This is a genomic window from Phytohabitans aurantiacus (assembly GCF_027923225.1).
Lineage (GTDB): Bacteria > Actinomycetota > Actinomycetes > Mycobacteriales > Micromonosporaceae > Phytohabitans > Phytohabitans aurantiacus.
On sequence record NZ_BSDI01000022.1, the window covers coordinates 1 to 23,744 of the forward strand.

Sequence of the window (23,744 nt, forward strand, 5' to 3'; positions counted from 1 at the left end):
GGGGTGTGCCGGGCGGGTGGGGCGGGTGGGGTGTGCCGGGCGGGTGGGGCGGGTGGGGTGTGCAGTGCCGCGGGGGCGGGGGCAGTGCGGTCGATCGTGGTGGGGGTGTGGGGGCGCGGGGGGTGAGGCCGCGGGAGCGGCGGTATGGAGCGCGGCGGGCGTCGCGGTAGCTCGGATCCCGCTTGTCGCATTTGGACGTCTAGGTCGCTAGGGCCGTTCGCATGATGGCGGCTAGGGCGGGGTCTTCGAGCATTGGCGAGGGGGGTTCGAGGCCGTAGTCGAAGGAGTGGACGCGCAGGTCCGCGATCAGGGTGCCCCAGGTCGCGGACGCTGGGCGGGGGTCGAGCCCGTCTTGGAGCAGCAGGACCGGGCCGTCGTAGGGGGTGGCCTCGTATTCGTGTACCGCTTGCGCCAGCTGCGCCCAGGCGAGTTGGAGGCCGGGCAGGTCAGCCGGGGTCGTGTCCGGGTCGTACCAGCCGTCGTCGCGCATCACGGTGAGGATTTCGGAAAGGCTCTCCTCGCCGGCGAGGGCGAAGCGCCCGGCCAGCCGTGCCAGCCGGTGCTCGACGAGGTCGAGGAGCTCGATCGGCGGTGAGGGCTGGTCGCCGATCGGCGGCGGTTCGACCAGGGCCAGCAGGGCGACCTCGCGGCCGGCGATGCGGAGCTGCCGGGCAAGTTCGAAGGCGGCGACGCCGTGGTGTCCGAATCCGATCAGGCGCACCGGGCCCGCGGGGTGCGCGTGCGTGAGCGTGGCGAGATGGCGGCTGGCGAGGTCGGCGAGGCGGTACGAGGGTGGGACCGGCCCGCGCGAGCCGGGCACCGGCAGTCCCGCGACCGGTCGGGCGCCGGCCCAGGCCAGCGCGGCTTCCCGCTCCCGGCGGTGGTGGCTGTCGGAGTGGAGCACGAACACCGGCGCGTCGCCCACGGCGGGTGTTGGGGTGTCCACCCAGGACCGTGCGCTGTCCTGTGCCAGGCGCGCCACCGCGGTCCGCAGCGCGGGCAGCGCCGGTCCGCCGGCTCGTACCGTGAGGCTCTCGGCGAGCCGCGCCGGCGTGGAGTACCGGAACGCGTCGGAGCTGCGCAGGTTGATGCCGTGCTCGCGGACGGCCCGCACCATGTCGAGGAGGGTGAACGAGTCGCCGCCCAGGTCGAAGAAGTCGTCGTAGGGCGAGACTTCCCGGTCGAACAGGCCGCTCCACACCTCGCACAGCGTCGCCTCGACGGCCCGGCAGGACCGCAGCCGTGGCGCCCGCGCGTCGACGGTTGTCATCGCTAGATCCTGGCGATCGGGGCGCCGGTGGGCCAGGAAAGTGACGGGCAAGTCGGGACGCCGGGGTTGCCGGTCGCGTTGCCTGGCACCGCTGGGGCGGCCGTGGATTACTGAGGCGGTTGCTGGCGAGAGGCAGTTGATGATCGAGACCACAGTCGTCCTGCGTACGCCGATTGCCGAGGCCCAGGCGGCGGAGCTCGAGCGCCGCATCCTGTTCGTCTCTCCGCACATCTCGTCGTTTCGCCTGGTCGTGCGGGACGGGGCGGTCCACTCGGTGCTGCTGTTCAGCACCGGGGAGCCCGATCGGGCGGCGCTGACCACCAAGGTCAACGCGCTGGTGGAGACCGACCTGGTGCCCCAGCCGGAGCTGCCGGTGAAGGTGGTCTGGGAGTCGGCGCACGCCGGGGCGGCGCACGCGGACGTCTACCCGTCGTTGCTGGCGTCTGGGCTGGTGAGCGAGTGCGGCGAGGGGCAGGTGGCGTTCGCCGAGCCGTTGATCTCGCTGCTGGACGGTCTCGACCGGCGTATCCGAGGCATCGTCGTCGCGGCGTTCGGCGCCACCGAATACCGATATCCGACGCTTATCCGCACCGATGTCCTCGACCGCGCCGGGTACCCGGCGGCATTTCCCCAATTCCTCATGTTCGTGACCCGCCTGCACGAGGACCTGGACGTGTACCGCGAATTCCAGGAAGCGCACGAAACGGTGGGCTCGGTGCCGCCGGCGGTCCTGACCCAATGCCGCAACGTGGACTACTGCTTACCGCCGACCATGTGTTTCCATACGTTCGCCCAATATCGCGGGCGCGCGCTGCCGGGGACCGGTTTACACACCGTCACGTCGTGCGGAAAGTCGTTCCGGCACGAGGGCAGGTACGCCACCACGCTCGAGCGGCTGTGGGATTTCACGATTCGCGAGACGGTGTTCCTGGGCGGGCGCGGCGAGGTCCTGGACGCCCGCGAGAGTCTCATGAGGACGATTTTCGACCTCTTTGACGAGTGGGAGCTGGACGGGTACTGCCAGGTCGCCACCGACCCGTTCTTCGTCGGCGCCGATCCCGCGTCGAAGGCGTGGTCGCAGCGCCTGCTGGAGCTCAAGTACGAGGTGCGGCTCCGGCTCGGGTCGGGCCGGGACCTCGCGGTCGGCTCCTTCAACTTCCACGACGACTTCTTCGGCCGGAGCTTCGACATCACGCGCGCCGGGGACGGGCCGGTCGTCAGCGGCTGCGCCGGGTTCGGGCTGGAGCGCCTGCTCTACGCCGTGCTCAGCCGGCACGGCGCGGACCCGGACGGCTGGCCGCCAGCGGTACGCGAACTATGCGGCGAGCGATAGGAGGACCGATGGAGGAGCTGATCCAGCGGCGGCTCAGCGGAGCGGCGTCGCCGGCACCGGTGATCGGCCGGGCGGACCGCCACCGGCCGCTGCCGATGTCCGCGGGCCAGCGGCAGATGTGGGTGCTGCACCGGCTGGATCCGGCGAGCACCGCCTACCTCATGTCGTGGACGCTGCGCCTGTCCGGCCCCCTGGACGTCGACGCGCTGGGCTGGGCCTGGCAGCGCCTGGTCGACCGGCACGAGATCCTGCGCACCCGGTACGCGCAGGTCGGCGAGGAGCCGACGCAGGTCATCGACCCGCCGGGGCCGTTCGCGCCGAGCCTGGTCGACACCGGCGAGGCGCTCCAGTTCGCCGCGCGGGAGCGGCAGCGGCCCTTCGACCTCCAGACCGAGCACCCGCTGCGGGTCGCCCTCCTGCGGCACGCGCCCGACGACCATTTCATGGTCGTCACGATGCATCACATCGCCTGCGACGCGGCATCCTTCGGCCTCATCGCGGGGGAGCTCGGCATCCTGTACCGGGGACGCGTCACCGGCGTGCCGGTGGCGCTCGCGGAGCCGGCCGTCCAGTACGCCGACTTCGCCGCCTGGGAAGCGCACCGGGCCAGAACCGGTGCGCTGCGCCCCCACCTGGAGTACTGGCGCCGGCGGCTGGACGGGTTGGGTGAACTGCGACTGCCGGTGGACCGCCCGCGCCCGGCGCGCCCGGACTGGCGCGGCGGCGTCATCGAGGTACCCATCGGGGCGGAGCGCGGCGAACGGGTACGGGCGCTGGCGGCGGAGCATCGCGCGTCGCCGTACATGGTGCTGCTGGCGGCGTTCCACGCCACACTGTCGGCGCTGTCCGGCGCCCCGGACGTGGCGGTGGGCACGCCGGTCAGCGCGCGGACCCGGCCGGAGCTCGACGACCTGGTCGGCTACGGCATCAACACCGTCGTGATCCGGGCGCGGTGCGAGCCCGACAGGTCCTTCGCCGACCTGCTGGGGCAGGTCAGGGAGGGCGCGCTGGAGGCGCTCGACCACCGCGAGGCGCCGTTCCCCATGGTGGTCGACGAGTTGCGTCCCGCCCGGGGTGCCGCGTCCAACCCGCTGTTTCAGGTCGCCTTCGACCTGAACGACGCCGAGGAGGGCACCGTCAGCCTGCCCGGCGTCGACGTGACGTACGTGCGGCCCGAGGACTGGACACTGTCCAAGTTCGACCTGACCCTGCACGTCACGCAGGCGCCGTCGGGGTGGCTGCACGCGTCGCTGGAGTACGCCAAGGCGCTGTTCGACGAGGGCACCGCGCGCCGGTTCGCGGCGTCCTACGACGACCTGCTCGACCGCGTCCTGCTGGACCCGAAGGCTCCGCTGGGCGTAGGCGTATCACCCGTCGCTCCACCCACCACTGTGGACCGCGAGCCTCGCCGCGACGAGGCGCCGCCGGACGGCGCGGTGCTGGCGGCGCTGCGGCAGGCGTGGGGCGAGATCCTCCGGATCGAGAAGGTCGACCCGGAGGACAACTTCTTCGACGTCGGCGGCGACTCGCTGCGCGCGGTGGCGCTGGCCGGGCGGCTGAAGAACCTCGGGTTCGAGGTGACGGCCGCCGACATCTTCGCCAACCAGACGATCGCCGAGCTGGCCGGCGTGATTCCCGGTACGCCGCGGGACGCGGTGGCGAGCGATGGCGTCGCGCCGTTCGCCATGGTGAGCGAGGCGGACCGGGACGCGCTGCCCGACGGGCTGGTCGACGCGTACCCCGTTGGCGCCGCGCAGCTCGGCATGATCGTGGAGATGCGGGCGCGCCCCGACCGGAGCCGCTACCAGGACACGACGTCCTTCCGCATCCGCGACGGCGAGGCGTTCGCGCCGGCGGCGTTCCAGGCCGCCGCGCAGCTGGCGGTGGACCGGCACGAGGTGCTGCGGACGACCTTCGACCTGAACGGCTACACGGTGCCGCTGCAACTCGTCCACCGCGCGGCGTCCATTGTGGCCGGTGTGACCGACCACGGCGCGCTGGGCCCGGACGGCTGGGAACCCCTGATGCGCGCCTACGCCGCCCGGCAGCGGGCGATACCGATGGACCTCTCGACCGCGCCGCTGTTCCGGATCCACGCGCACATCGCCGCCGGCACCACCGACTGGTGGCTGTCGGTCACCGAGTGCCATCCGATCCTGGAGGGCTGGAGCTTCCACTCGCTGCTCATGGAGATCCTCACCAGCTACCGCGAGCTGCGGGCCGGCCGCACCCCGGCCGCGCCCGACCCGGTGCCGTTCCGGTTCGCCGACCACATCGCCGCCGAGCGCGCGGCGGTCGCGTCCACGGTGGACCGCGAGTACTGGCAGGGCGTCGTCGCCGGACGGGTGCCCGCGGAGTTGCCGCCAGCCTGGCAGGGCGACCGGGACGCGCCCGAGGAGCGGTACCAGCACACGGTGTTCATCGACGATATCGAGCAGGGGCTGCGCGGTCTCGCCACGCGCACCAGTACCTCGCTGAAGGCGGTGCTGCTCGCGGCGCACCTGACGGTGATGGGCGCGGCGGTGGCACGGGAGGACTTCTTCACCGGCCTCGTCTGCGACGCCCGCCCGGAGATCGCCGGCGCGGACCGGGTACCGGGCATGTACCTCAACACGCTGCCGTTCGCCTGCCCGCCCGGCGCGCGCACCTGGGAGGAGCTGGTCCGGCGGGTGTACGACGACCTGACCGCGATGTGGCCGCACCGCCGCTACCCGATGCAGGTCATCCAGCAGGAGGCCGGCCACAGCGGCCGGCTGATCGACGTGATGTTCAACTACCTGGACTTCCACCAGGTCGACCAGGAGCTCGTCGGCTGGGCGGAGACGATCGACGAGACCGACAACGAGTTCGCCCTGCACGTGTTCACGATGCCCGGCCTGCTGCGGCTGAACACCACCACGTACGCGCTGAGCCGGCCGGCGGCGAAACGGTTCGGCGCGATGTACCGGTCGGTGCTCGAACGGATGGCCAGCGGCACCGGGGGAGAGGCCACCGAGGCGTGCCTGCCCGCCGGTGAGGCCGAGCGGCTGCGGGCGTACGGCACCGGTCCCGCCCTCGCGGCCCGGCCGGTGAGCGTACCGGAGGCGTTCGCCCAACGGGTACGCGAGCAGCCGGACGCTCCCGCGGCCCGCTGGCGCGCGGAGACGCTCTCGTACGCGGACCTCGACGCCGCGGCCGCGAAGCTGGCGCGGCGGCTGCAGGACGCGGGAGTCGGCCCGGGCCAGCTCGTCGCCGCGGCGCCGGCGCGTGACCTGTCGGCGCTCGTCGTGCCGCTGGCCGTGTGGAAGGCGGGCGCGGCGTGGCTGCCCGTCCCCTTGGGACAGCTCGCCGAGGCGGGCGCGCACGCGCTGGTGGAACCGCCGGCGGACGCGCCTGAGGTGGTGGTCCTGCCCGGCCGGCGGGCGGGCGCACCGTCCCTGGACGGCGCCGCCTGCGTGCTGGCCGGCGTGGTCGTGTCGCACCGCGCCCTGGCCCACGCGCTGGCGAGCGTGCGCGGCGTCGTGGACGAGCCGGCTGGGGGACCGGTGTGGCTGTCCGCCGGCGCGTCGAGCACCGCCGCCGAGCTGGTCGAGCTGCTGCTCCCGCTGACCGCCGGCGGGCAGGTGGTCCTCGGCCCGCACCCGGCGCCGGACGGCGTGGCCGAGCTGTCGGCGATCCTCGCGGCGGGCGCGGTGACCCACGTCCAGCTGACTTCGCTGGCAGCGGAGGCGGTGCTGTCCGCCGGCCCCGCGTCGATGACGGCGATCGTCGGCGCCGACCCAACGGGGGCGCCGGGCGGCGCCGGCCCGGCCGGCGGCGCCGTGGTCGTGGCCACCGGGGTCGGTGAGGTGCCTGGGTGGTTGGCCTTCGGTGGCCGGCCGCTGCCCGGCGTGACCCTGTCGGTGCGCGATCACCGGCTGCGGCCGGTGCCGATCGGCGTCGCCGGCGAGCTGTGCGTGGGCGGCCCGCTGATCGGAGACGGATACCTCGACGACCCGGCCCGCACCGCGGCCCGTTTCGTGCCCGATCCGGCCGGCCGCGGCGGGCGGCTGTTCCGGACCGGCCGGCTCGCCCGCTTCGACGACGGCGGGCGCCTGGAGCAGCTCGGCCCGATCGAGCCGGTAGGAAACGTCGACTGGCTGGATCTGCTGCGGATCCGCGACGCGCTGTGCGCTCAGCCGGCGGTCCTCGACGCGTACGCGCTGCCGTCGCCCGACCTGCCGGAGGGCAGGAACCTGGTGGGGTACGTGCGCACGGTCGCGGGCGCGCCGTTCGACGCCGCCGGCCTGCGCAGGTCGATCGCCGCCCGGCTGCCCAGACGGCTCGTGCCCGAGCTGCTGGTGAGCGTCGACGCGTGGCCCAGTACCCCGCGGGGCGCCCTCGATCCGGGGCGGCTGCCCGCGCCGGACGGTACCCGCCCGACAGCGGACCGGCCCAAGCCGTGGGACGACACCTTCGAGTCGCTGCTGCGGTCGGTGCTGACGTTCCTGCCCCCGGAGGAGCCGCTGACCCCGGAGCTGGAGCTGGCGGCGGCCGGGCTCGACTCGCTGTCCACCATGGAGCTGTTGGCGTCGCTGGAGAACGCGTACGACATCGTCATCCCGGACGAGCGGTTGGTGCTGGACATGTTCGAGACGGCCGGCACGCTGTGGGACGAGATCTCGGAGCTCCGGTGACCGGCGGCGTCCGCACCGTGTGCGACCTGCTCGACCGGGCGGCCGGCCGCGCGCCCGACGCGATCGCCGTGCGCGACGCCACCGGAGCCTGGACCTACCCCGAGCTGCGGCTGGCCGCCGGGCGCGTCGCCGCCGCGCTGCGCCGGCGGGGCGTGACGCGCGGCGACCGGGTACTGGTGTCGCTGGCCAACTCGCGGCATCTTGTCGCGGTGCTGTACGGGGCGCTGTCGGCGGGCGCGGCCGTGGTGCCGGTCAGCGTGCAGGCACGCCCGTACCACCTGGCGGCGGTGGCCGGTGACGCCGAACCTCGGCTGGCGATCGCCGACACCGCCGAACGCCTCGCGAGCCTGGCCGCGGGCGTGCCGGTTGCCGCGATCGACCAGGTCATGGCGGAGACGGACCACACTGGACACTCGGGTGTAGACGGTGCCGAACCGGACGGCATCGCGCTGCTGATCTACACGTCGGGTTCGACGGCCGGCCCCAAGGGCGTCGTGTCCCGCCACCGGCAGGTACTTTTCGCCGTCGACGCCATCGCCGGCCGGCTCGGCTACCGGTCCGACGACGTGGTCTGCTGCCGGTTGCCGTTCTCGTTCGACTACGCGCTGTACCAGGCATTCCTGTCCGTCCACGCGGGCGCCGAACTGGCCATGGTGGACGCCCGGGACGAGCTGACCGCGTTCCGGGCGCTGCGGGAGTTCCGCGCCACCGTGCTGCCGGTCGTGCCGCCCGTGGCCCAGACGCTGCTGGCCCTCGCGGGCCGGCGGGCGAGCGAGGCGCCCGCGCCCCTGCGCCTGATCACGAACACCGGCGCGGAGCTGACCCGGAGCGTCGCCGACCGGCTGCGCGCCGCGTTTCCCGGCGCCGCCGTGGTGCCCATGTACGGGATGACCGAGTGCAAGCGGATCAGCATCGCCGCGCCGGACGAGGACCTGTCGAAGCCCGGCACCGTCGGCACGCCGCTGCCGGGCACCTCGGTGACGGTGGTCGGCGAGGACGGCGAGGCGCTGCCGGCGGGACAGGTCGGCGAGATCGTGGTGCGCGGCCCGCACCTCATGGACGGGTACTGGCGCGACCCGGTCGCCTCCGCGGAGCGTTTCCGGGTCGAGCCGGCCACCGGCGAGCGGTACCTGCGCACCGGCGACTTCGGCGCGATGGACGCCGACGGGGCGCTGCGGATCGTGGGCCGCCGCGACGACGTGTTCAAGCGGCGGGGCGTCCGCACCAGCGTCAACGAGATCGAGGCGGCGGCGCTGGACATCCCCGAGGTCCAGGAGTGCGCCGCCGCGCTGGTCGGCACGGCGCGCGAGTGCGTGCTGTGGGTGCGCGGCGACATCCCGCCCGAGCACGTGCTCAAGGGCATCGGGGAGCGCCTCGAACCGGCCAAGATCCCCGACCGGTGCCTCGTCGTCGACGCCCTGCCCCGCACGCCCAACGGAAAGATCGACAAGAACCTGCTCAAGGCCGAGCTCGCGGGAGAACGATGAACGACGTGGTCGAGCGGTACGGGACGCCGCTGTACGTGTACCGGCTCGGCGAGGTGCGGGCCGGTATCCGGGCGCTGCGGGGGGCGGTACCCGAGCAGGTCCGGATCTACTACTCGCTCAAGGCGAACCCGCACCCGGCCGTGGTCGCCGAGACGGTCCGCGCCGGCCTGTGCAGCGAGGTCAGCTCGTCCGGTGAGCTAGCGGTCGCGCTGGCCGCCGGGCAGCCGCCCGACCGGTGCCTGATGACCGGGCCGGGCAAGACCGACGCGGAGCTCGACGACGCCCTCGCGCGCGGCGTGCGGTCGTTCTCGGTCGAGTCCGAAGTGGACCACGAACGGCTTGACCGCGCGGCGCGGCGTCACGGCGTCGCGGTCGACGTGATGTTCCGCCTGAACGCGGTGTCCGCCGGCGCCGGACGGGGGAACGGCCGCGGCTCGGGCCTGCGGATGACCGGGGCGCCCACCCAGTTCGGCATGGCGCCGGAGGCCGCGCGGCGGATCATCGAGCGCCGCGACCCGTCCGGGCCGGTACGCCCGGTGGGGCTGCACGTCTTTCCGGCGACAAACGTGGCGGAGCCCGACGACCTGGTCGCCGAGTTCGCGCTGAGCGTGGAGACGGTGGCGGCGTTGCTGCGGCAGACCGGCCTGCCGATGCGACTGGTGGACATCGGCGGCGGGTTCGCCGCGCCCTTCGCCCGTCCGGGAAGCCGCACCGAGTACCCGAACCTCCGCGAGCGGCTCGGTGCCGTGCTCGACGACGGGCTGCCGGGGTGGCGGGACCAGCGGCCGTGTGTCGCGGTCGAGTCCGGGCGGTACCTCGCCAGCGGCTGCGGCTCGCTGTTCACCACCGTGCTCGACGTGAAGACCAGCGGCCCGACGACGTACGTGGTGCTGGACACCGGCGTCAACGCGCTGGGCGGCATGTCCGGCCTGGGGCGGATCCTCGTGCCCGACGCCCGGCCGGTGGGCGCCCTCGTCCTCGCCGACGCTGACCGCCGGGTCAGCCTGGTGGGGCCGCTGTGCACCCCGCTCGACGTGCTCAGCCGCGGGGCGGCCACCGGTGTCCCACGGGTCGGCGACGTGCTGGAGATACCCAACGTCGGCGCGTACGGGCTCACGGCCAGCCTCCTCGCCTTCCTCAGCAAGCCGGTACCGGCCGAGGTGGTGCTGGAGGAGGACGGCTCGGTGGTGGACGCCCGCCGGCTGGAGCTACTGCCCGTCGAACTCGGCGCGGACGAGGCGCTCCACCTCGCCGGCCAAGCCCGCCACGGTGGGCCGGTCGAAGAACGCGCGCAGGGGCACCTCGACACCGAAGGCGCTCTGCACGTTCCACAGTAGACGTGCCGCCAGCAGCGACGTGCCGCCGCACGCGAACACGTCGTCGTCGGGGGCGATGTCGTCGCGCTTGAGCAGGTCCCGGGCGAAGCCGAGGATCACCTGTTCGTGGCGTGCGGCCGGCGGTGGCGCGTCGGCGACGTTCAGCGCCAGCGTGGGCTCGGCGGCGAACCGGGCGGCCAGCGCGCCGAACCCGGCCACGAGCGCCTCGACGGTGCCGCGGGCGTACACCGTGGCGGCGTACTCGATCGCCCCGCCATAGCGCCCGTCCGGGTACGGCCACAGGGTGAGGGCGAGGTCGGTGCGGGCCGCCGTCGGGGCCTCGGACAGTACCGCCACGTCGCGTTCGCGCCGGTGCGGACCGGCCAGGCCGTCGCCCGCCATCGTGAACTGCGTCTGGAACAGCGGCGTACGGGACAGGTCGCGCGGTCCCGCCACGGCATCGGCGACGATCTCGAACGGGGCGCCGTGCCGGGCGAAACCCTCGCGGCAGGCGCGCTCGACCCGGGCCAGCGCCTCGGCGAACGGCAGCTCCGGCGCCAGCCGCGACCGGATGACCACCGTCTCGATGAACGGACCGACGAGCTCGTGCAGCTCGGGTCGGGACCGTCCCGCGTGTGGCACGCCGACCCCGAAGTCCCAGCCGCCGCCGGCCCGGCCGAGCAGCACCGTCCACAGTGTCAGGAACGCGACGTACGGCGTGGCGCCGGCGTCGCGACCAGCCGCCAGCAGACCGTCCACAACGGACGCGGGCAGCTCGAAGGCGATCGCGGCACCGTCGAGGCTCCGCCGCGCGGGGCGCTCGTGGGCGGTCGGCAGCTCCAGCGGCGGCAGGCCGTCGAGCGTTTCCCGCCAGTACGCGAGGTCGTCGGCCAGCTCCGCGGCGGGGCGCGCGCGCAGCCACGCGACGGCGTCCGGGTAGCGCAAGGCCGGGCGGTGGAGTGTCGGGGTACGCCCGGCCGCCAGCACGGCGACCGTCTCGGCGATCTGCCGGTCCAGCAGCCGGGCCGACCAGCCGTCGCAGACGATGTGGTGGCAGACCAGTACCAGCAGCTGCTCCGGCCCGCCGTCGTGGACGAGGGTGGCCCGGAACAGCGGCGCCACGGCCAGGTCGAAGCCCTCGGCCAGCTCCGCGGCGACCACCTTGCCGATGCCGGACGGGGACACCCGCTCGACGCGCAGCGGCACGCCAGGGTCGCTCTCGACGATGGCCGCCAGCCCGTCGGCGTCCATGACGTAGCGGGTGCGCAGCACGTCGTGACAGCCCATGACCAGCGCCAGCGCCCGCTCGACCACCTCGGGCGGGACGCCGGCCGGCAGCCAGGTGAGGATCGGCAGCAGGTACTCCGGGCTGGCCGGGTTCATCCGGTCGAGCACCCAGAAGCGCTCCTGCGCGGGCGAGAGCGGAAGGCGCGCTCCGGGTGGCAGCGGCTCGATGGGCTGCGCCTGTTCGGCCTCGCGCAGCAGTCGCGCCTGGGCCCGGACGGTCGTCGCCCGGTGCAGGTCGCGGAAGTCCAGCGCCAGCCCGGTCGCCTCGCGCAGGTCGGCCGCGAGGCGGGTCATCAGCAGGGAGTGGCCGCCGAGGCGGTAGAAGTCGTCATCGGGTCCGATGTCGTCGACGGCGAGCAGGCGACGCCATACCGACATCACGATGCGCGTCTCGGTGGACGCCGGCACGCCTTCCCCCACGGCGCCGTTCGCCGGCCCGGTCCGGTCCGGCTCGGGCAGCCGCGCGCGGTCCGTCTTGCCGCTCACCGTCCGCGGCAGCGCGTCGAGCCGGGTAAACAGCGCCGGCACCATGGCCGGCGGGAGCCGCCGGCGCAGGTGGTCGGCCAGGCCGTCCACGGTGCTCTCGCGCCCGGTGACCACCCAGGCCGCGAGCTGCCGGGTGCCGCGGCCGTCGGTGACCACCCGGACCGCCGCCTCGGTCACGTCGGGATGCGCGGCCAGCGCCGCCTCCACCTCGGCCGGTTCTATCCGTACGCCGTTGAGCTTCACCTGGTCGTCGGCCCGGCTCACGAACTCCAGCGTCCCGTCCGGGCGCGGCCGCACGAGGTCGCCGGTCCGGTACAGGCGCGCCCCGGGTGGCCCCTCGGGGTCCGGCAGGAACCGCTCGGCGGTCAGCGCCGCCTCGCCGTGGTACCCGCGGGCGACGCCGACGCCGCCGAGGTACAGCTCGCGCGGCGCCGGGTCGTCGCTGACGCCAGGGTCGGGCGGGAGCAGTACCGCCCGGGCGCCGTCGATGGGGCGGCCGATCGGTACCGGGCCGGAGGCCTGCGCGGGATCGAACCACCCGGCCAGGGCGTCGATGGAGCACTCGGTGGGCCCGTAGGTGTTCAGGATCTGGACGTCGAGCTGGCGCAGGACGCGCTGGCACAGCTCGGCGTGCAGCGGTTCGCCCGCGCAGCAGATCAGCCGGAGGCTCCGGCACGAGGCCAGGTCCGGCTCGTTGGCGAGCAGCCGCAGCATCGTGGGCACCACCTGCAGGACGGTGGCTCGCTGCTCGCGGATCGACCGGACGAGCTCGGCGGCGTCGCGTCCGGCGTCGGGCCGGCCGAACGTCACGGCGCCGCCGCACAGCAGCGGCGCGAAGATCTCCCACCCGGCGGCGTCGAAGGCCAGCGGCGTCTTCTGCAGTACCCGGTCGGCGTCCGAGAGGCCGAGCGCGCGTACGCCCCAGCGGACCCGGTTCGCGATGCCGGCGTGCTCGACCACGACTCCCTTGGGGCGGCCCGTCGAGCCCGAGGTGAAGATCATGTACGCGGCGCGGTCCGGCGCGGCGGCCGGCAGCGGGCGGTCGCCACCGGCCGGCCGGGAGACGTCCCAGACGACGGCGTGGCCGAGCGGCTCGCGTGGCGCCCCGCCGGCGGTGGTGAGCACGATCCGGGCCCCGGCCAGGTCGAGGACCTCGCGCAGGCGGGCGGCGGGCGCCATCGGGTCCAGCGGCACGTAGCAGCCGCCGGCCAGCCAGGTGCCCAGCAGCGCGGCGACCAGGTCGGGACCGGGCGGGACGTGGATGCCCACAGTGGACTCCGCGCGGACGCCGTGCGCGGCGAGCGCGCCGGCGACGCGCCGCGCGGCCGACTCCAGCTCCCGGTACGTGACGACCCGCGATCCGGACCGGACGGCCGGCGCCTCCGGGTGGCGGCGTGCCCGATCGAGGAACAGCTCAGGAAGCAACGCTGGCATCGGCTGCCTCGTCGCCGTTTCGGGCGCTGAGCGGGCGCATGTCCGTCCACACCTCGGCGATGTGGCGCAGGCACTCCTCGCGGCCGCCGGTGAAACCGTCCGCGCGCCACCCGTCGGGCGGACGCCGGTCCGCCTCCCAGATCGAGTACTGCTCCTCCTGGTTGACCACCACCTGGTACGTCCGGTTCACAGCAGGTTCTCCAATGCGCGTCGGTCGACTTTTCCGTTGGCGGTCAGCGGGACGGCGTCGATGGCGACGATCTCCGCGGGGACCATGTGTGCGGGCAGTTCGGCGGCGAGGCCGGCGCGCAGGCCGGCGGCGTCTAAGGGGTGGCCGGGCACGGGTAGTACGAACGCGGCGAGCCGCTGCGCGACCGGCGGCCCGTACGCGATCACCACCGCCTCGTCGACGCCGGCGCGCCGCCGCAGGGCCTCGCGGACCTCGCCGGGCTCGACCCGGTACCCGCGGATCTTCACCTGGTGGTCGACCCGCCCGAGGAACTCCAGGTAGCCAGGCCAGAGCCACCGCGCCCGGTCGCCGGTGCGGTAGAGGCGCGCGCCGGCCGGCCCGAAGGGATCGGGCACGTACCGGTCCGCGGTCAGTGCGGGGTCACGCAGGTACCCGCGGGAGACGCCCGCGCCACCCACGTGCACCTCGCCGGGTACGCCCACCGGCACCTGTTCGAGCCGGTCGTCCAGCACGTACATCGTGGTGTTCGGGATCGGCGCGCCGAGCGGCACGAGCCCCTCCGATCCGGCGCCCGCCACCCGCTGGCCCGAGTTCCCGACCGTGATCTCGGTCGGGCCGTACTCGGTCGCGACCGGCGTGCCGCCCGGCCCGGCGAGCTCGCTCCAGCGCCGCGCCAGCTCGGTGGTGAAGGCGTCACCGGCGGCGATGACGAGCCCGGCGAGGTCACGCGCCTGCTCCGGGTACAGGTCGAGGCTGAGCAGGTTGAGATGGCCGGGGGTCATCTTGACGAAGCTGTAGGGCGCACCGGCCACCAGCAGGGCGCCGAGGTCCGCGAGGTCGAGCGGATCGGGCAGCAGGTCGACGCGCTGGCCGACCAGCAACGGCGTGAACAGGCTCGGCACGCCCAGGTCGAAGCCGATCGACGTGAAGAACGGCGACCCGCCCTCGCCCCGCGCGGCGTACTCCTCGGCGGTCCACAGTAGATAGTTGAGCAGGCCGCCGTGCTCGACAAGTACACCCTTGGGGTCGCCGGTGGAGCCGGAGGTGTAGATGACGTACGCCAGGCCGCTGGGCCGGGGCGCGACGTCCACCGGCGTTCGGGGCAGCGCCGCGATCGCCTCCCGCCGCTCGTCCAGGAGCACGAAGTCGCCGGCGTCGAGGGGCTCCAGCACGCCCCGCAGTCCGGCGACGGTCACCACCAGCGCGCAGCCGGCCCTGGACGCCATCCGCCGCAGCCGCGGGGTCGGCAGGTCCGGGTCGAGCGGCACGTAGGTGGCGCCCGCCTTCCAGATGCCCAGCAGGGCCGGCAGCAGGTCGGCCGTGCGGCGCAGGCACACGCCGACGGGCGCCTCCGGCCGGACGCCCAGACCCGCGAGATGGTGGGCGATCTGGTTCGACCGCTCGTCGAGCTCCCGATACGTCAGGCGGGCGCCGGACACCGTGACCGCCAGGGCGTCGGGCGTCCTGCCCGCCTGCGCCCGGAAGAGGTCCACGACGGTGGCGGCCGGCCGGTGCTCCCGCGGGCCGGTGCTCCAGCTCTCCAGCGCCTTGCGCTCCTCGTCCGGCAACCGAGCCGCGGCGGCGTCGCCAGCCGTCTCGAAGCGCCATCCCGGCCCGCTCATGGCCGCGCCCGCCCGTCCAGCAGCGCCCGCGCGACGTCCGCCATCCGCGGGCCGGCCTCGCGCAGCAGGTAATGGCCGGCGTCGAGCAGGTGCAGGGAGAACTCGCCGGTCGTCTCCTCGGACCACGCGGCCATCGCCGCGCGGCTGGTGAAGCGGTCGTGCCGGCCGCCGATCACGGTTATCGGCGCGTCCAGGGGCGGGCCCGCCGAGTAGCGGAGCCGCTCGACCGCGCGGTAGTCGGCCCGCAGGATCCGTTCGAAGATCGCCATGAGGCCGGCGTCGTCGAGCACCTCCGGCGCCATGCCGCCGTACCCGATGACCCGGTCGAGCAGTTCGTCGCGCGGCAGCAGGTGCAGGGGGTCGTCGACGCGGCGGTGCGGCGGCGCCTCGGTCGACGACAGCACGACCATCGCCGGCCGCGGGCCGCCGGCGGCGTGCAGGCGGCGGGCGTACTCGTAGGCCAGCACGCTGCCCGAGCAGTGTCCTACCAGGAGGAACGGCAGGTCGCTGAGCGGCGCCAGTACCGGCTCCAGGTGTGCGAACAGGTCGTCCGGATCGTCCAGGAGCGGTTCGTGGAGCCGGTTCTCCCGGCCGGGCAACCGGATCGCGCAGAGCTCGACGCCGGCGGGCAGCGCGTCCAGCCACGAGTGAAACGCGGCACCGCCACCACCGACGTGCGGGAAGCAGATCATCCGCAGCCTCGGGTCACCGGCGGTGCGCGAGCGCGCCAGCCACCGGCCGGAGACCGGGACGTTCAGTGTCGTCATTGGACTCCAGCGTGGGCGCCGTCCCGGCGCCGGGCCAGGCAACGGCGAGGCAACGGCCCGGCAGCTTGGCACCGCGCAGTTGCCCGTGCGATGCCTGGAGTCCGCGCGGGGCGGCTGCGAGAGTCGTGCGGTGATTAGTGACCTCGTGGACCTGCGGGACGTGGCACTGACCCCCGCCGAGCGGTCCGTGACCAGCGCGGTGGTGGAGCGCCTCATACGCACGGCGCCCGAGTGGGTCGACGACACGGCCTGGCAGGCGCGCGCCCGGTCGCAGAGCTGCCACCTGCCGGTCCGCCTGCTGGAGGCGATCAGGAGCTTCCGGTACGACGGGGGCCTGTCCGGGAGGCTGTCCGTCACCAACCTGCCCATCGACGTGGCGTCGCTGCCCGGTACGCCGAACGAGGCGGACTCGGTCGAGCGGTCCGTCACGGTGCCCGCGGCCCTCGCCATGCTCCTCGGGCTGCAGCTCGGTGAGGTCATCGCCTACCGCGACGAGAAGCAGGGCGCGATGGTGCAGAACGTCGTGCCCGTACGGTCGCTGGCGCGGTCGCAGAGCAACGGCGGCTCGGTGCCCCTGGAGTTCCACACCGAGAACGCCTTCCATCCGGACCGCCCCCACTACGTCGGCTTGCTATGCCTGCGGCCCGCCCACGAAGGGCAGGTCGGCACGCGGGTGGCGTCGATCCGCCGAGCCCTGCCGCTGATCGACGACGCGAGCCGGGCCATCCTGCACGAGGACCGGTTCGTCACCGCGGCCCCGCCGTCGTTCCGGCTGGCGTCGCGGTCGGCGCCGCGCCCGGTACTGGAGGGCAGCACGGACGACCCGGACCTCTGCGTCGACTTCCACGCCACCACCGCCCTCGACGAGCCGGCCGCCCGGGCGCTGGCGCGGCTGCGCGAGGCGCTGATGGAGGTCCGCGCCGACCTCGTGCTGAGCCCGGGCGACATGGTCTTCCTGGACAACCGGCTGGTCGTGCACGGGCGCGTGGGGTTCCAGCCGCGCTACGACGGCAGCGATCGCTGGCTGCACCGCGTCTTCGTGCACCTGGACAGCCGCCGCACCCGGCCGCGCCGGATCGACAACGGCTCCGTACTGGTCTGACCGCTAGACCGCGGCGGGTCGTGTAGCCGCGGAGGGCGAGGCCGCGGGAGCAGCGGTCTTGCGCGCGGCGGACGTCGCGGTAGCTCGATATCCCTTGGAATAGAACATCTACGCCGGGATCGCGACCGCCACGCCGAACACGAGTCCACCTTGGTGGCTCAGCGACAGCTCGACGCGCGCGACCCGTTGACGGGTGGCGATCGCCAGCGCCCCGCCGCGCATGGTGACGACCGGCGCGCCGTGGGCGTCCCCGAGCACCTCGATGTCCCGCCATGCCAGCCCCTGGCCGAGTCCCCGGCCCAGTGCCTTCGCGACCGCCTCCTTGGCGCAGAACCGGCCGGCCAGGTACTCGCCGCGCCGCCGCGTGCCGAGCGTGTCGGCGACCGCCAGCTCCGCGTCGGTGAAGACCATCCGCCGCCCGCGCGGGTGCGCGGCGATCGGCGCGAAGCGCGCCACGTCGACCAGGTCGGCACCGATCCTCATCGCACTGACCGTGTTTTCACCGTGCGGACCGGCTCTTGAGGTAGGAGCGGGTGATGTGCTGGCGCTGGATGTCGCTCGTGCCCTCCATGAACTCGAAGCCGCAGACGTCGCGGGTCCACTTCTCCAGCAGCGGGACGGAAAGCAGCGCGGCGGGGTCCAGCGACCGCACCGCCCACCGGCTGGCGGCGCGGGCGAGCGCGTTCGCGGCGTTCTTCGCCACGCCCGGCGGGCCGCTGGCGTCGCGGTCCCGGTCCACCGCGGCGCCGGCGGTGTACACGAGCCGGCGGCAGGCCAGCAGCCGCGCGCGCAGCTGGTCGATGCCCGGCGCGCCCGGCCGCTCGGCGCGTACCAGGTCCACCAGCGCGAGACCGGTGCCGACGGCGAGCGCGGCCACGTGCGCCCGCATGGTGTTGAACACGCGCATGGCTCCCCACAGTCCCCTTCGGAGCGCGGGCAGGTGGTTGCCGAGGAGCATGCCGGCCGGGATCGGCACGCCGTCCAGCTGGATCTCGCCGAGGCAGGCGCCGCGCAGCCCGATCATGTCCAGCCCGGTCGCGTGGAATCCCGGCATGTCCGCCTCGACCAGCGCGGCGCGGATCGACAGCGGCGCGCTGCCGGTGCGGGCGAAGACGACGCCGATACCGCCGCGCGAGCCGTTGCCGATGTAGCGCTTGGTCCCGCGCAGCCGGTAGCAGTCGGGCGTCTCGCGCTTGAGCTCGGTCGTCAGCGCGCTGGCGTCGCTGCCGCGTCCCGGCTCGGTCACCGCGAAGAACGACCAGGCGGCGTCCGTGGCCAGAGCGCCGTAGAAGTGGTCCCGCTGGGCGTCGTCGGCGAGCTGGTCGACGAGAATCCCGGCGAGACCGGGGCCCGGGCAGGCGAGCAGCACGCCGGCGTCGCCGTAGGCGAGCTCCACGTCGCGTACGACGCCGTCGAGGCACGATCCCGGCGGGTACTCGAAGCGCCCCACCCGCAGCGGGCCGTCGGTGTACCGGCGGGGAGTCATGGTCTGGCGGAGCACGCCGTACGCCCCGATCGCCAGGTGCGGCTCCATCCGGTACGGGTCGGCGTCGACGGCGAGGGCGTGCCCGCGCAGCTCCCGGGCCAGTTCGGCGCTCACGCCGCGCAGCGCGCGCAGCCGGTCGTCGAGGTCCACCATGGTCACTCCCCGGGGTACGTGTCCATCGGCCGGGGCACCCAGACGTCGGCGACCAGCGCGGACAGGTAGAGGCCGCGCACCGGATGGTCGGCGAGGTAGCCCTCGGCCCCGAAGAAGCGGGTGACGGTCCAGCCCGCCTCGGTCAACCGTTCGTGCTGGGCGGCGGCGGTCTCGGCCGGCGCGTCCTCGGCGCACTGCGCCGCCGACAGCTCCAGCTCGGTCAGCACGTCGGCTATCGCGCCGACGACGAGCTGCTTCTCGATCAGGGGTACGCCGCCGAAGGTCCGGCCCGCCAGGCGGGTGATCGCCGTGTCCAGCAGTCCTTCGAGGACACCGAGGCGCACCGCCGCGAGCGCGACCGCGCGGGCCTTGGTCAGTCCCCAGCCGATCCTGCCGTTGGGGGACTGCGGCGGGAACCGGACGACGGCCAGCCCTTCGCGCGCCGCGAACGGATGCGGCACCACGCAGGCGCCGTGCGGCAGTCCTGCGGCCGGCAGCACCGCCACGCCCTGCGGTGCGGCGACCGCCGTGTCGAACCCGTCGAGCACCGCGGCCAGGCCGGCGGCGAGGCCGTACGTGCGCCCGAGCGCCCGGAAGCCGTCGGGCGTCACGCCGGCCGCCCCGGTCGCAGGCCGGCCTGGAACAGGCGCCCGGCGTGTGGGTCGTAGTCGGCGACGACCGTGTACCGCTCGCGCGGCCAGTGCTCCGCGAGCGCCGCCCACGCGCTCGTACACAGGTGGTGCGCGGGACCGTCCACGATGTCCAGGCGGGCGCGGAGGTCCGGGTCGAGCCGGGCGGCGAGAGTCTGGCCGGCGAGGATCCGGGGGTGCGGATGCCGCCGCGCGAGCGCATCCAGGACCGGCGCCGGATCGTCGACCGGACACTCGTCGAGGAAGTCGAGGGCGACCCCCGCGTCCCCGTCGTCGAGGCTGGTGCGGAGCAGCAGCGCGCAGTCGCGCACCGCCCCGCCGTGCGTACTGGAGTCCGGGTAGGGCGCCGTCGTCTGGTCCAGGACGAACACGGCGCCGTCGGCCAGCGCCCCCGACCGGCGCAGGCAGTCCAGCACCCGCAGCGCCGTGAACGGGGCGCCGACGCCCTGCCCGGACACCGAGAAGACGGCCGGGCTTCCGGGCAGCCGGCCGGCGAGGTAGCACCCGGCGACCTCGATCACCTGCAGGTCGGGAAGGTGGTAGGCGAGCACCGCCGCGTCCATTGTGGGCAGTTCCTCCGGCAGGCCGTCCAGCAGCGCCTCGCACATGCGGATGAAGGAGTACCCGCCGCCGCGCGCGTACAGGTCCAGGTCGGGCGCCATGCCGAACTCGGCGAGATAGTCGGTCATGTAGAGCAGCTCGGTCGCGGTCGGCGCGGGGCGCCCGTTCGGGGCGAAGACCCGCGTGGCCGGCCGCCGCAGCCTCACGCGCGAACCTCCCTTGTGGACGGCAGGGGCGCCTGCGCCGCGGTGCGGAGGACGGCGGCGCAGAAGGTGCCGCCCTGGCCGACGGAGACCATGAGCACGATGTCGCCCGGTGCCAGCGCGGCCTCCGCGCGGGCGGTCACCAGGTTCACGTACGGATCCGCGCAGTGGCAATGGCCCATCCTCGGGACGTTGGCGAGGTACACGCGGTCGAGGTCGAGCCCGAGGTGCCGCGCGATCACGCTCCACGAGTACCGGTTGACGTTGTGCGGCAGCACGAGGGAGACGGCGTCCATCGCCACCCCCGCCGTGTCGAGGGCGTCCCGGATCACCGCCGCCACGGTCGGCACGTAGAGCTGGTGGTACCGGCGGCGCAGCGGCTCGGGCATGTTGCCGGCCTCGTGGAACTCGCCGAGGGTGCGGCGGGCGACCCCCAGCACGGCGTCGCCGGGACCGTCCAACCCGACCAGCACCGCCGCCGCCGCGTCTCCGGTGACCGTGATGCCGGGCAGGTGCCTCATCAGCCCCGACACGACCTTGTCGGCGACCATGAGCAGGGCCAAGCTCCCCGGCGGTTCCGCCCGCAGCAGCGATTCGAGCACGGTCATGGCGTACAGGCCGATCGCGCACGCCTGATGCGACATGGCGAACGCGCGCGCCCCGGGCAGGCCCAGCCGCTGCCGCAGCGCGTCCATCAGCCGCGTGTCGGGCGGTGCGGCGTGCGGCGCCGTGTGGGCGTGCACCGCGTAGCGGACCCGCGAGCGGTCGACACCGGCCAGGGCGTCCTGCCCGGCCGCGACCAGCATGTCCAGTACCGTGCGCCGGCCCGCGGTCGGTACCCGGTCGAGCCCGAGGAACCGGGTCAGCCGGCGGACCTCGGTGTCGGCGATACCGAGCCGGGCGTCCGGGTCGGCGATGCCGATGGTGTCACCGGGCACGAACGGCGCCACAGCCTGGAGGTAGAGCATCCCGTCGGCCCCCTACCATCGCCGGGCGTCCGCGAAGAAGTCCGGTACCTCCCGGACAGCGCCCCGGCGAGCGCCGATGGTGAACACCGCGAGCCCGACCGCGACGTCGAGCACGCCGAGCCCGAACGGCGAGAAGACCCGCGGCCGGTCCCGGCTCACCGCGATGTCGCCGCGCATCAGCTGGGCGATGGTGCCGTCGATGAATTCGTGGTGCCCGAACTTCTGCCGCGCCAGGTGTGGCGAGGTGCCGGCGTTCAGGCAGTGGGCGACGTCGTCCACGATGTTGTGTGACGCCGCGATGATGTCCGGCCCGATGTCGCGCAGCGAGATGTTCAGGACGGTCTGGCCGGCGCCGAAGAACCCCGGGTCCTCGATGTGCGGCGCGGCCGCGGTGGTGGCGAGCACCACGATGTCGGCGCCGCCGGTGGCCGCGGCCAGCGTGGCGGACGGCGCGGCGCGGTACCCCAGCGAGGCGATGTGGCGGGCCGACTTCTCGGCGTACCCGGGCACCGTGTCGAATACCGCGACGTCCACTATGGACCAGTCGAGCGCGCGGAGGAACTCGACGACGGTACGGGAGATGACACCCGCCCCGATCACCGCGACCTTTCCCGCCGCACGGGTGCCGTGCAGGGCCTCGGCGGCGAGCGCGGCGGACGCGGCCGTCCGCGCGGCGCTGATCTGGGCGGCTTCGAGGCAGGCGAACGGGAACCCGGTCGCGAAGTCGTTGAGCAGCAGCACGGCCGAGGCGCGCGGCACGTTGTCGGCGAGGTTGTCCGGGAAGCTGCTGATCCACTTGATGCCGGCGACGCCGCGCGGCTCGCGCACGAAGGCGGGCAGGGCGATGATCCGCGCGTTCGGCTTCTCCGGGAAGCGCAGGAACTGACTGTTCAGGCAGATCGTCTCGCCGCGCTCGTGCGCCAGGTACGTGTCCCGGACGCAAGCGACGATCTCCGGACGCGACGCCTCGATGACCGCGCGGATATCTGTCGCGCCCATCGTGTGGAAGGTTTTGCCGGCTGCCGCGTGCGAGGGGACCGTCACCGCGCCAGCGTAGGGCGGTTCGCGCGCGACCGGACAGGCAACGGCGGCGGCAGGAAAGTTGCCTCCCCGGTTCCTGTACGCGCTCCGGGGCGGCTGCCTACGTTGGCGGTCAGCTCACGGTCAGGGTGTGGAGAGATGGCAGAGGACGCATGCTTCGAACTGAGTATCGGGCAGCAGGCGCTGTGGTTTCTCCATGAGCTCGCACCGGACAGCGGCGCCTACAACGTGGCCGCGGCGATGAACCTGCACTGCCCCGTCGACGTGCCGGCGCTGGCTACGGCGGTGCGGCGGGTGGCCGCCGGTAACAGCGTGTTGAACTGCGTCTTCCGGGCGGTCGCGGGCGAGGTGCGGCGCTACCGCGGCGGCACCGAAACCGTGCTGGAGCTCCACGACGTGAGTGCGGACGACGCCGGGGCGCGGGATGTCGCGCGGCGGTTGGCGCAGCGCCCATTTCGGCTCGACCGCGAGCCGCCGGTCAGGTTCACGCTGATGCGGCGCGGCGGCGCGCCGGACGTACTGCTCATGGCGGCGCACCACATCGCGACGGACAACGCGTCACAGGTACTGGTCATGCGGGAGGTTCTCGACCAGTACGCCGCTGTCGTGGCGGGGGTCCACCGCGACGTCGCGGACACCGGCGCCGACTTCGACCGGTTCGTGCGCCGGGAGCGCGAGTTCCTCGGCTCGGCGCGGGCGGCGAAGGCGCGCGCGTACTGGCGGGACGAGCTGGGGCGCGCGGGCGGGAGGGGCCTGCCGACCGACCGGCCCAGACCCGACGTGTACCGGTTCGAGGGCGCCGAAATCGACGTCGAGCTGCCCAGCGAGACGATCGCGGGCGCGAGCCCTTTCGCGTATCTCTTCGCGGTCTTTCAGCTCCTGCTGTTCGGCTTCAGCGGCCGCGCCGACATCGTCATCGGCTATCCGGTGTCGGTCCGGCCGGACCGGCGGTACCGGGGCGCGGTCGGGAACTTCGTCAACACCCTGCCGCTGTGCGCGCGGCTCGAACCCGGCGACTCGTTCGGCACGCTGCTGGCGCGCACCCGCGAGAAGCTGTGGCGCGGCGGCCTGTACCGCGACTATCCGTTCGCGCTGATGCCGCGGCTCGTCGACGCCGACCGCGATTCGAGCCGGGCGGGCCTGGTCTCGGTCATGTTCGTGATGGGCTTCGACGACCCGACCGACCCCTTCTACGAGATCTGGGAGCCGGGCCGCCGCGTCGAGTACGCCGGAATGACCGTCTCCCACTTCGACATGCCGCAGCAGCTGGGCCAGTTCGACATGACGCTTCAGGTGCTCCGCCACGGCGCCGCCAGCCGCGCGAAGCTCAAATACAACACCTCACTGTTCACGGCCGAAACCGTTCGCGAGCTGGCCGGCGAGTACGTCAGCCTGCTCCGGTCCGTAGGTACCGCTCAGGTTGGTAGGTAAGGAGCCCACATGACCGACTCCACCGTGCGTGCCGGTGTCGACGACGCGCAGCGCGCGAAGATCAAGGACATCGTGTGCGAGATCCTGGAGATCGACCCCTCCGAGATGACCGACACCAGCCGGTTCAAGGAGGACCACGACGCCGACTCGCTGGGCGCGATCGAGATCCTTTCCGCTCTGGAGCGGGAGCTGAACATCGAGATCGAGCAGGAACAGCTGGCCCGCATGGTCAACATCGACAGTGTCGTCGCCGTCGTCGACGAGGCGCTCGCGGCGCGATAGTCCGAAATGGAGCTTCGAGG

Annotated in this window: 17 protein-coding genes and 1 pseudogene; 7 read left to right on the plus strand and 11 right to left on the minus strand. The window is 73.8% G+C overall.

The window, feature by feature from the left end; all coding sequences use genetic code 11:
• Positions 1-199: 199 nt before the first annotated feature.
• Positions 200-1,270, minus strand: a complete 1,071-nt coding sequence (locus QMG73_RS22705; RefSeq protein WP_281898788.1) for a phosphopantetheine-binding protein — start codon at positions 1,268-1,270, stop codon at positions 200-202.
• A gap of 139 nt (positions 1,271-1,409) precedes the next feature.
• Between QMG73_RS22705 and QMG73_RS22710 the strand changes: the two genes are divergently transcribed.
• The 4 genes from QMG73_RS22710 to QMG73_RS22725 are packed head-to-tail and all read left to right on the plus strand — an operon-like array spanning position 1,410 to position 10,082.
• Positions 1,410-2,603 (plus strand): class-II aminoacyl-tRNA synthetase family protein, encoded by a 1,194-nt coding sequence (locus QMG73_RS22710; protein ID WP_281898790.1) that lies wholly within the window; start codon positions 1,410-1,412, stop codon positions 2,601-2,603.
• Between the two features lie 8 nt (positions 2,604-2,611).
• Complete coding sequence (locus tag QMG73_RS22715) at positions 2,612-7,258, plus strand: condensation domain-containing protein (RefSeq protein WP_281898792.1); 4,647 nt, start codon at positions 2,612-2,614, stop codon at positions 7,256-7,258.
• The gene (locus QMG73_RS22720) at positions 7,255-8,745 is read left to right on the plus strand and encodes a class I adenylate-forming enzyme family protein (RefSeq protein ID WP_281898793.1); all 1,491 of its coding nucleotides are present in this window, start codon (positions 7,255-7,257) and stop codon (positions 8,743-8,745) included. The genes QMG73_RS22715 and QMG73_RS22720 overlap by 4 nt, the downstream gene beginning before the upstream one ends.
• Positions 8,742-10,082 carry a type III PLP-dependent enzyme domain-containing protein gene (locus tag QMG73_RS22725; RefSeq protein WP_281898794.1) on the plus strand — a complete coding sequence of 447 codons (1,341 nt, stop codon included), beginning with the start codon at positions 8,742-8,744 and terminating at the stop codon, positions 10,080-10,082. The genes QMG73_RS22720 and QMG73_RS22725 overlap by 4 nt, the downstream gene beginning before the upstream one ends.
• Here QMG73_RS22725 and QMG73_RS22730 read toward each other — a convergent pair.
• The 4 genes and pseudogenes from QMG73_RS22730 to QMG73_RS22745 form a co-directional block, all read right to left on the minus strand.
• Positions 10,056-13,268: pseudogene (locus QMG73_RS22730) on the minus strand (amino acid adenylation domain-containing protein); the annotation flags it as partial. The gene QMG73_RS22725 and the pseudogene QMG73_RS22730 overlap by 27 nt on opposite strands.
• On the minus strand, positions 13,249-13,458 hold the full coding sequence (locus QMG73_RS22735) for an MbtH family protein (protein ID WP_281898796.1): 210 nt from the start codon (positions 13,456-13,458) through the stop codon (positions 13,249-13,251). The gene QMG73_RS22735 and the pseudogene QMG73_RS22730, both read right to left, overlap by 20 nt.
• Positions 13,455-15,080 (minus strand): amino acid adenylation domain-containing protein, encoded by a 1,626-nt coding sequence (locus QMG73_RS22740; RefSeq protein ID WP_281898798.1) that lies wholly within the window; start codon positions 15,078-15,080, stop codon positions 13,455-13,457. The genes QMG73_RS22735 and QMG73_RS22740 overlap by 4 nt, the downstream gene beginning before the upstream one ends.
• Entirely contained in the window at positions 15,077-15,847 is a 771-nt protein-coding gene (locus QMG73_RS22745; RefSeq protein WP_281898799.1) for a thioesterase II family protein, read from the minus strand. Before QMG73_RS22745 ends, QMG73_RS22740 begins: the two co-directional genes overlap by 4 nt.
• 130 nt (positions 15,848-15,977) lie before the next feature.
• Between QMG73_RS22745 and QMG73_RS22750 the strand changes: the two genes are divergently transcribed.
• Positions 15,978-16,949 (plus strand): TauD/TfdA family dioxygenase, encoded by a 972-nt coding sequence (locus QMG73_RS22750; RefSeq protein ID WP_281898800.1) that lies wholly within the window; start codon positions 15,978-15,980, stop codon positions 16,947-16,949.
• Positions 16,950-17,057: 108 nt separating this feature from the next.
• Here QMG73_RS22750 and acpS read toward each other — a convergent pair whose 3' ends face one another.
• The 6 genes from acpS to sbnB are packed head-to-tail and all read right to left on the minus strand — an operon-like array spanning position 17,058 to position 22,014.
• Positions 17,058-17,432, minus strand: coding sequence for a holo-ACP synthase (gene acpS / locus QMG73_RS22755; RefSeq protein WP_281898802.1), 375 nt, complete (start codon positions 17,430-17,432; stop codon positions 17,058-17,060).
• Between the two features lie 16 nt (positions 17,433-17,448).
• Positions 17,449-18,588 (minus strand): acyl-CoA dehydrogenase family protein, encoded by a 1,140-nt coding sequence (locus QMG73_RS22760; RefSeq protein ID WP_281898804.1) that lies wholly within the window; start codon positions 18,586-18,588, stop codon positions 17,449-17,451.
• 2 nt (positions 18,589-18,590) lie between these two features.
• A complete protein-coding gene (locus QMG73_RS22765) occupies positions 18,591-19,199 on the minus strand; it encodes an acyl-CoA dehydrogenase family protein (RefSeq protein WP_281898806.1) in 609 nt (202 codons plus the stop codon).
• On the minus strand, positions 19,196-20,005 hold the full coding sequence (locus tag QMG73_RS22770) for a hypothetical protein (protein ID WP_281898808.1): 810 nt from the start codon (positions 20,003-20,005) through the stop codon (positions 19,196-19,198). The genes QMG73_RS22765 and QMG73_RS22770 overlap by 4 nt, the downstream gene beginning before the upstream one ends.
• Positions 20,002-20,970, minus strand: a complete 969-nt coding sequence (locus QMG73_RS22775; protein WP_281898809.1) for a 3-oxoacyl-ACP synthase III family protein — start codon at positions 20,968-20,970, stop codon at positions 20,002-20,004. The genes QMG73_RS22770 and QMG73_RS22775 overlap by 4 nt, the downstream gene beginning before the upstream one ends.
• A 12-nt stretch (positions 20,971-20,982) precedes the next feature.
• Positions 20,983-22,014 carry a 2,3-diaminopropionate biosynthesis protein SbnB gene (gene sbnB, locus QMG73_RS22780; protein ID WP_281898811.1) on the minus strand — a complete coding sequence of 344 codons (1,032 nt, stop codon included), beginning with the start codon at positions 22,012-22,014 and terminating at the stop codon, positions 20,983-20,985.
• Between the two features lie 135 nt (positions 22,015-22,149).
• Between sbnB and QMG73_RS22785 the strand changes: the two genes are divergently transcribed.
• Positions 22,150-23,442 (plus strand): condensation domain-containing protein, encoded by a 1,293-nt coding sequence (locus QMG73_RS22785; protein WP_281898813.1) that lies wholly within the window; start codon positions 22,150-22,152, stop codon positions 23,440-23,442.
• Positions 23,443-23,451: 9 nt separating this feature from the next.
• Entirely contained in the window at positions 23,452-23,724 is a 273-nt protein-coding gene (locus QMG73_RS22790; RefSeq protein ID WP_265251314.1) for an acyl carrier protein, read from the plus strand.
• The last annotated feature ends 20 nt before the right edge of the window (positions 23,725-23,744 follow it).

Bases quoted from the DNA above. Each gene is read 5' to 3' on its own strand.
- QMG73_RS22725 (WP_281898794.1), top strand. From the start codon at position 8,742: ATGAACGACGTGGTCGAGCGGTACGGGACGCCGCTGTACGTGTACCGG.
- QMG73_RS22740 (WP_281898798.1), bottom strand. From the start codon at position 15,080: ATGAGCGGGCCGGGATGGCGCTTCGAGACGGCTGGCGACGCCGCCGCG.
- QMG73_RS22790 (WP_265251314.1), top strand. From the start codon at position 23,452: ATGACCGACTCCACCGTGCGTGCCGGTGTCGACGACGCGCAGCGCGCG.
- QMG73_RS22745 (WP_281898799.1), bottom strand. From the start codon at position 15,847: ATGACGACACTGAACGTCCCGGTCTCCGGCCGGTGGCTGGCGCGCTCG.
- QMG73_RS22705 (WP_281898788.1), bottom strand. From the start codon at position 1,270: ATGACAACCGTCGACGCGCGGGCGCCACGGCTGCGGTCCTGCCGGGCC.
- QMG73_RS22775 (WP_281898809.1), bottom strand. From the start codon at position 20,970: ATGCTCTACCTCCAGGCTGTGGCGCCGTTCGTGCCCGGTGACACCATC.
- QMG73_RS22785 (WP_281898813.1), top strand. From the start codon at position 22,150: ATGGCAGAGGACGCATGCTTCGAACTGAGTATCGGGCAGCAGGCGCTG.
- QMG73_RS22760 (WP_281898804.1), bottom strand. From the start codon at position 18,588: ATGGTGGACCTCGACGACCGGCTGCGCGCGCTGCGCGGCGTGAGCGCC.
- QMG73_RS22715 (WP_281898792.1), top strand. From the start codon at position 2,612: ATGGAGGAGCTGATCCAGCGGCGGCTCAGCGGAGCGGCGTCGCCGGCA.
- QMG73_RS22710 (WP_281898790.1), top strand. From the start codon at position 1,410: ATGATCGAGACCACAGTCGTCCTGCGTACGCCGATTGCCGAGGCCCAG.
- acpS (WP_281898802.1), bottom strand. From the start codon at position 17,432: ATGAGGATCGGTGCCGACCTGGTCGACGTGGCGCGCTTCGCGCCGATC.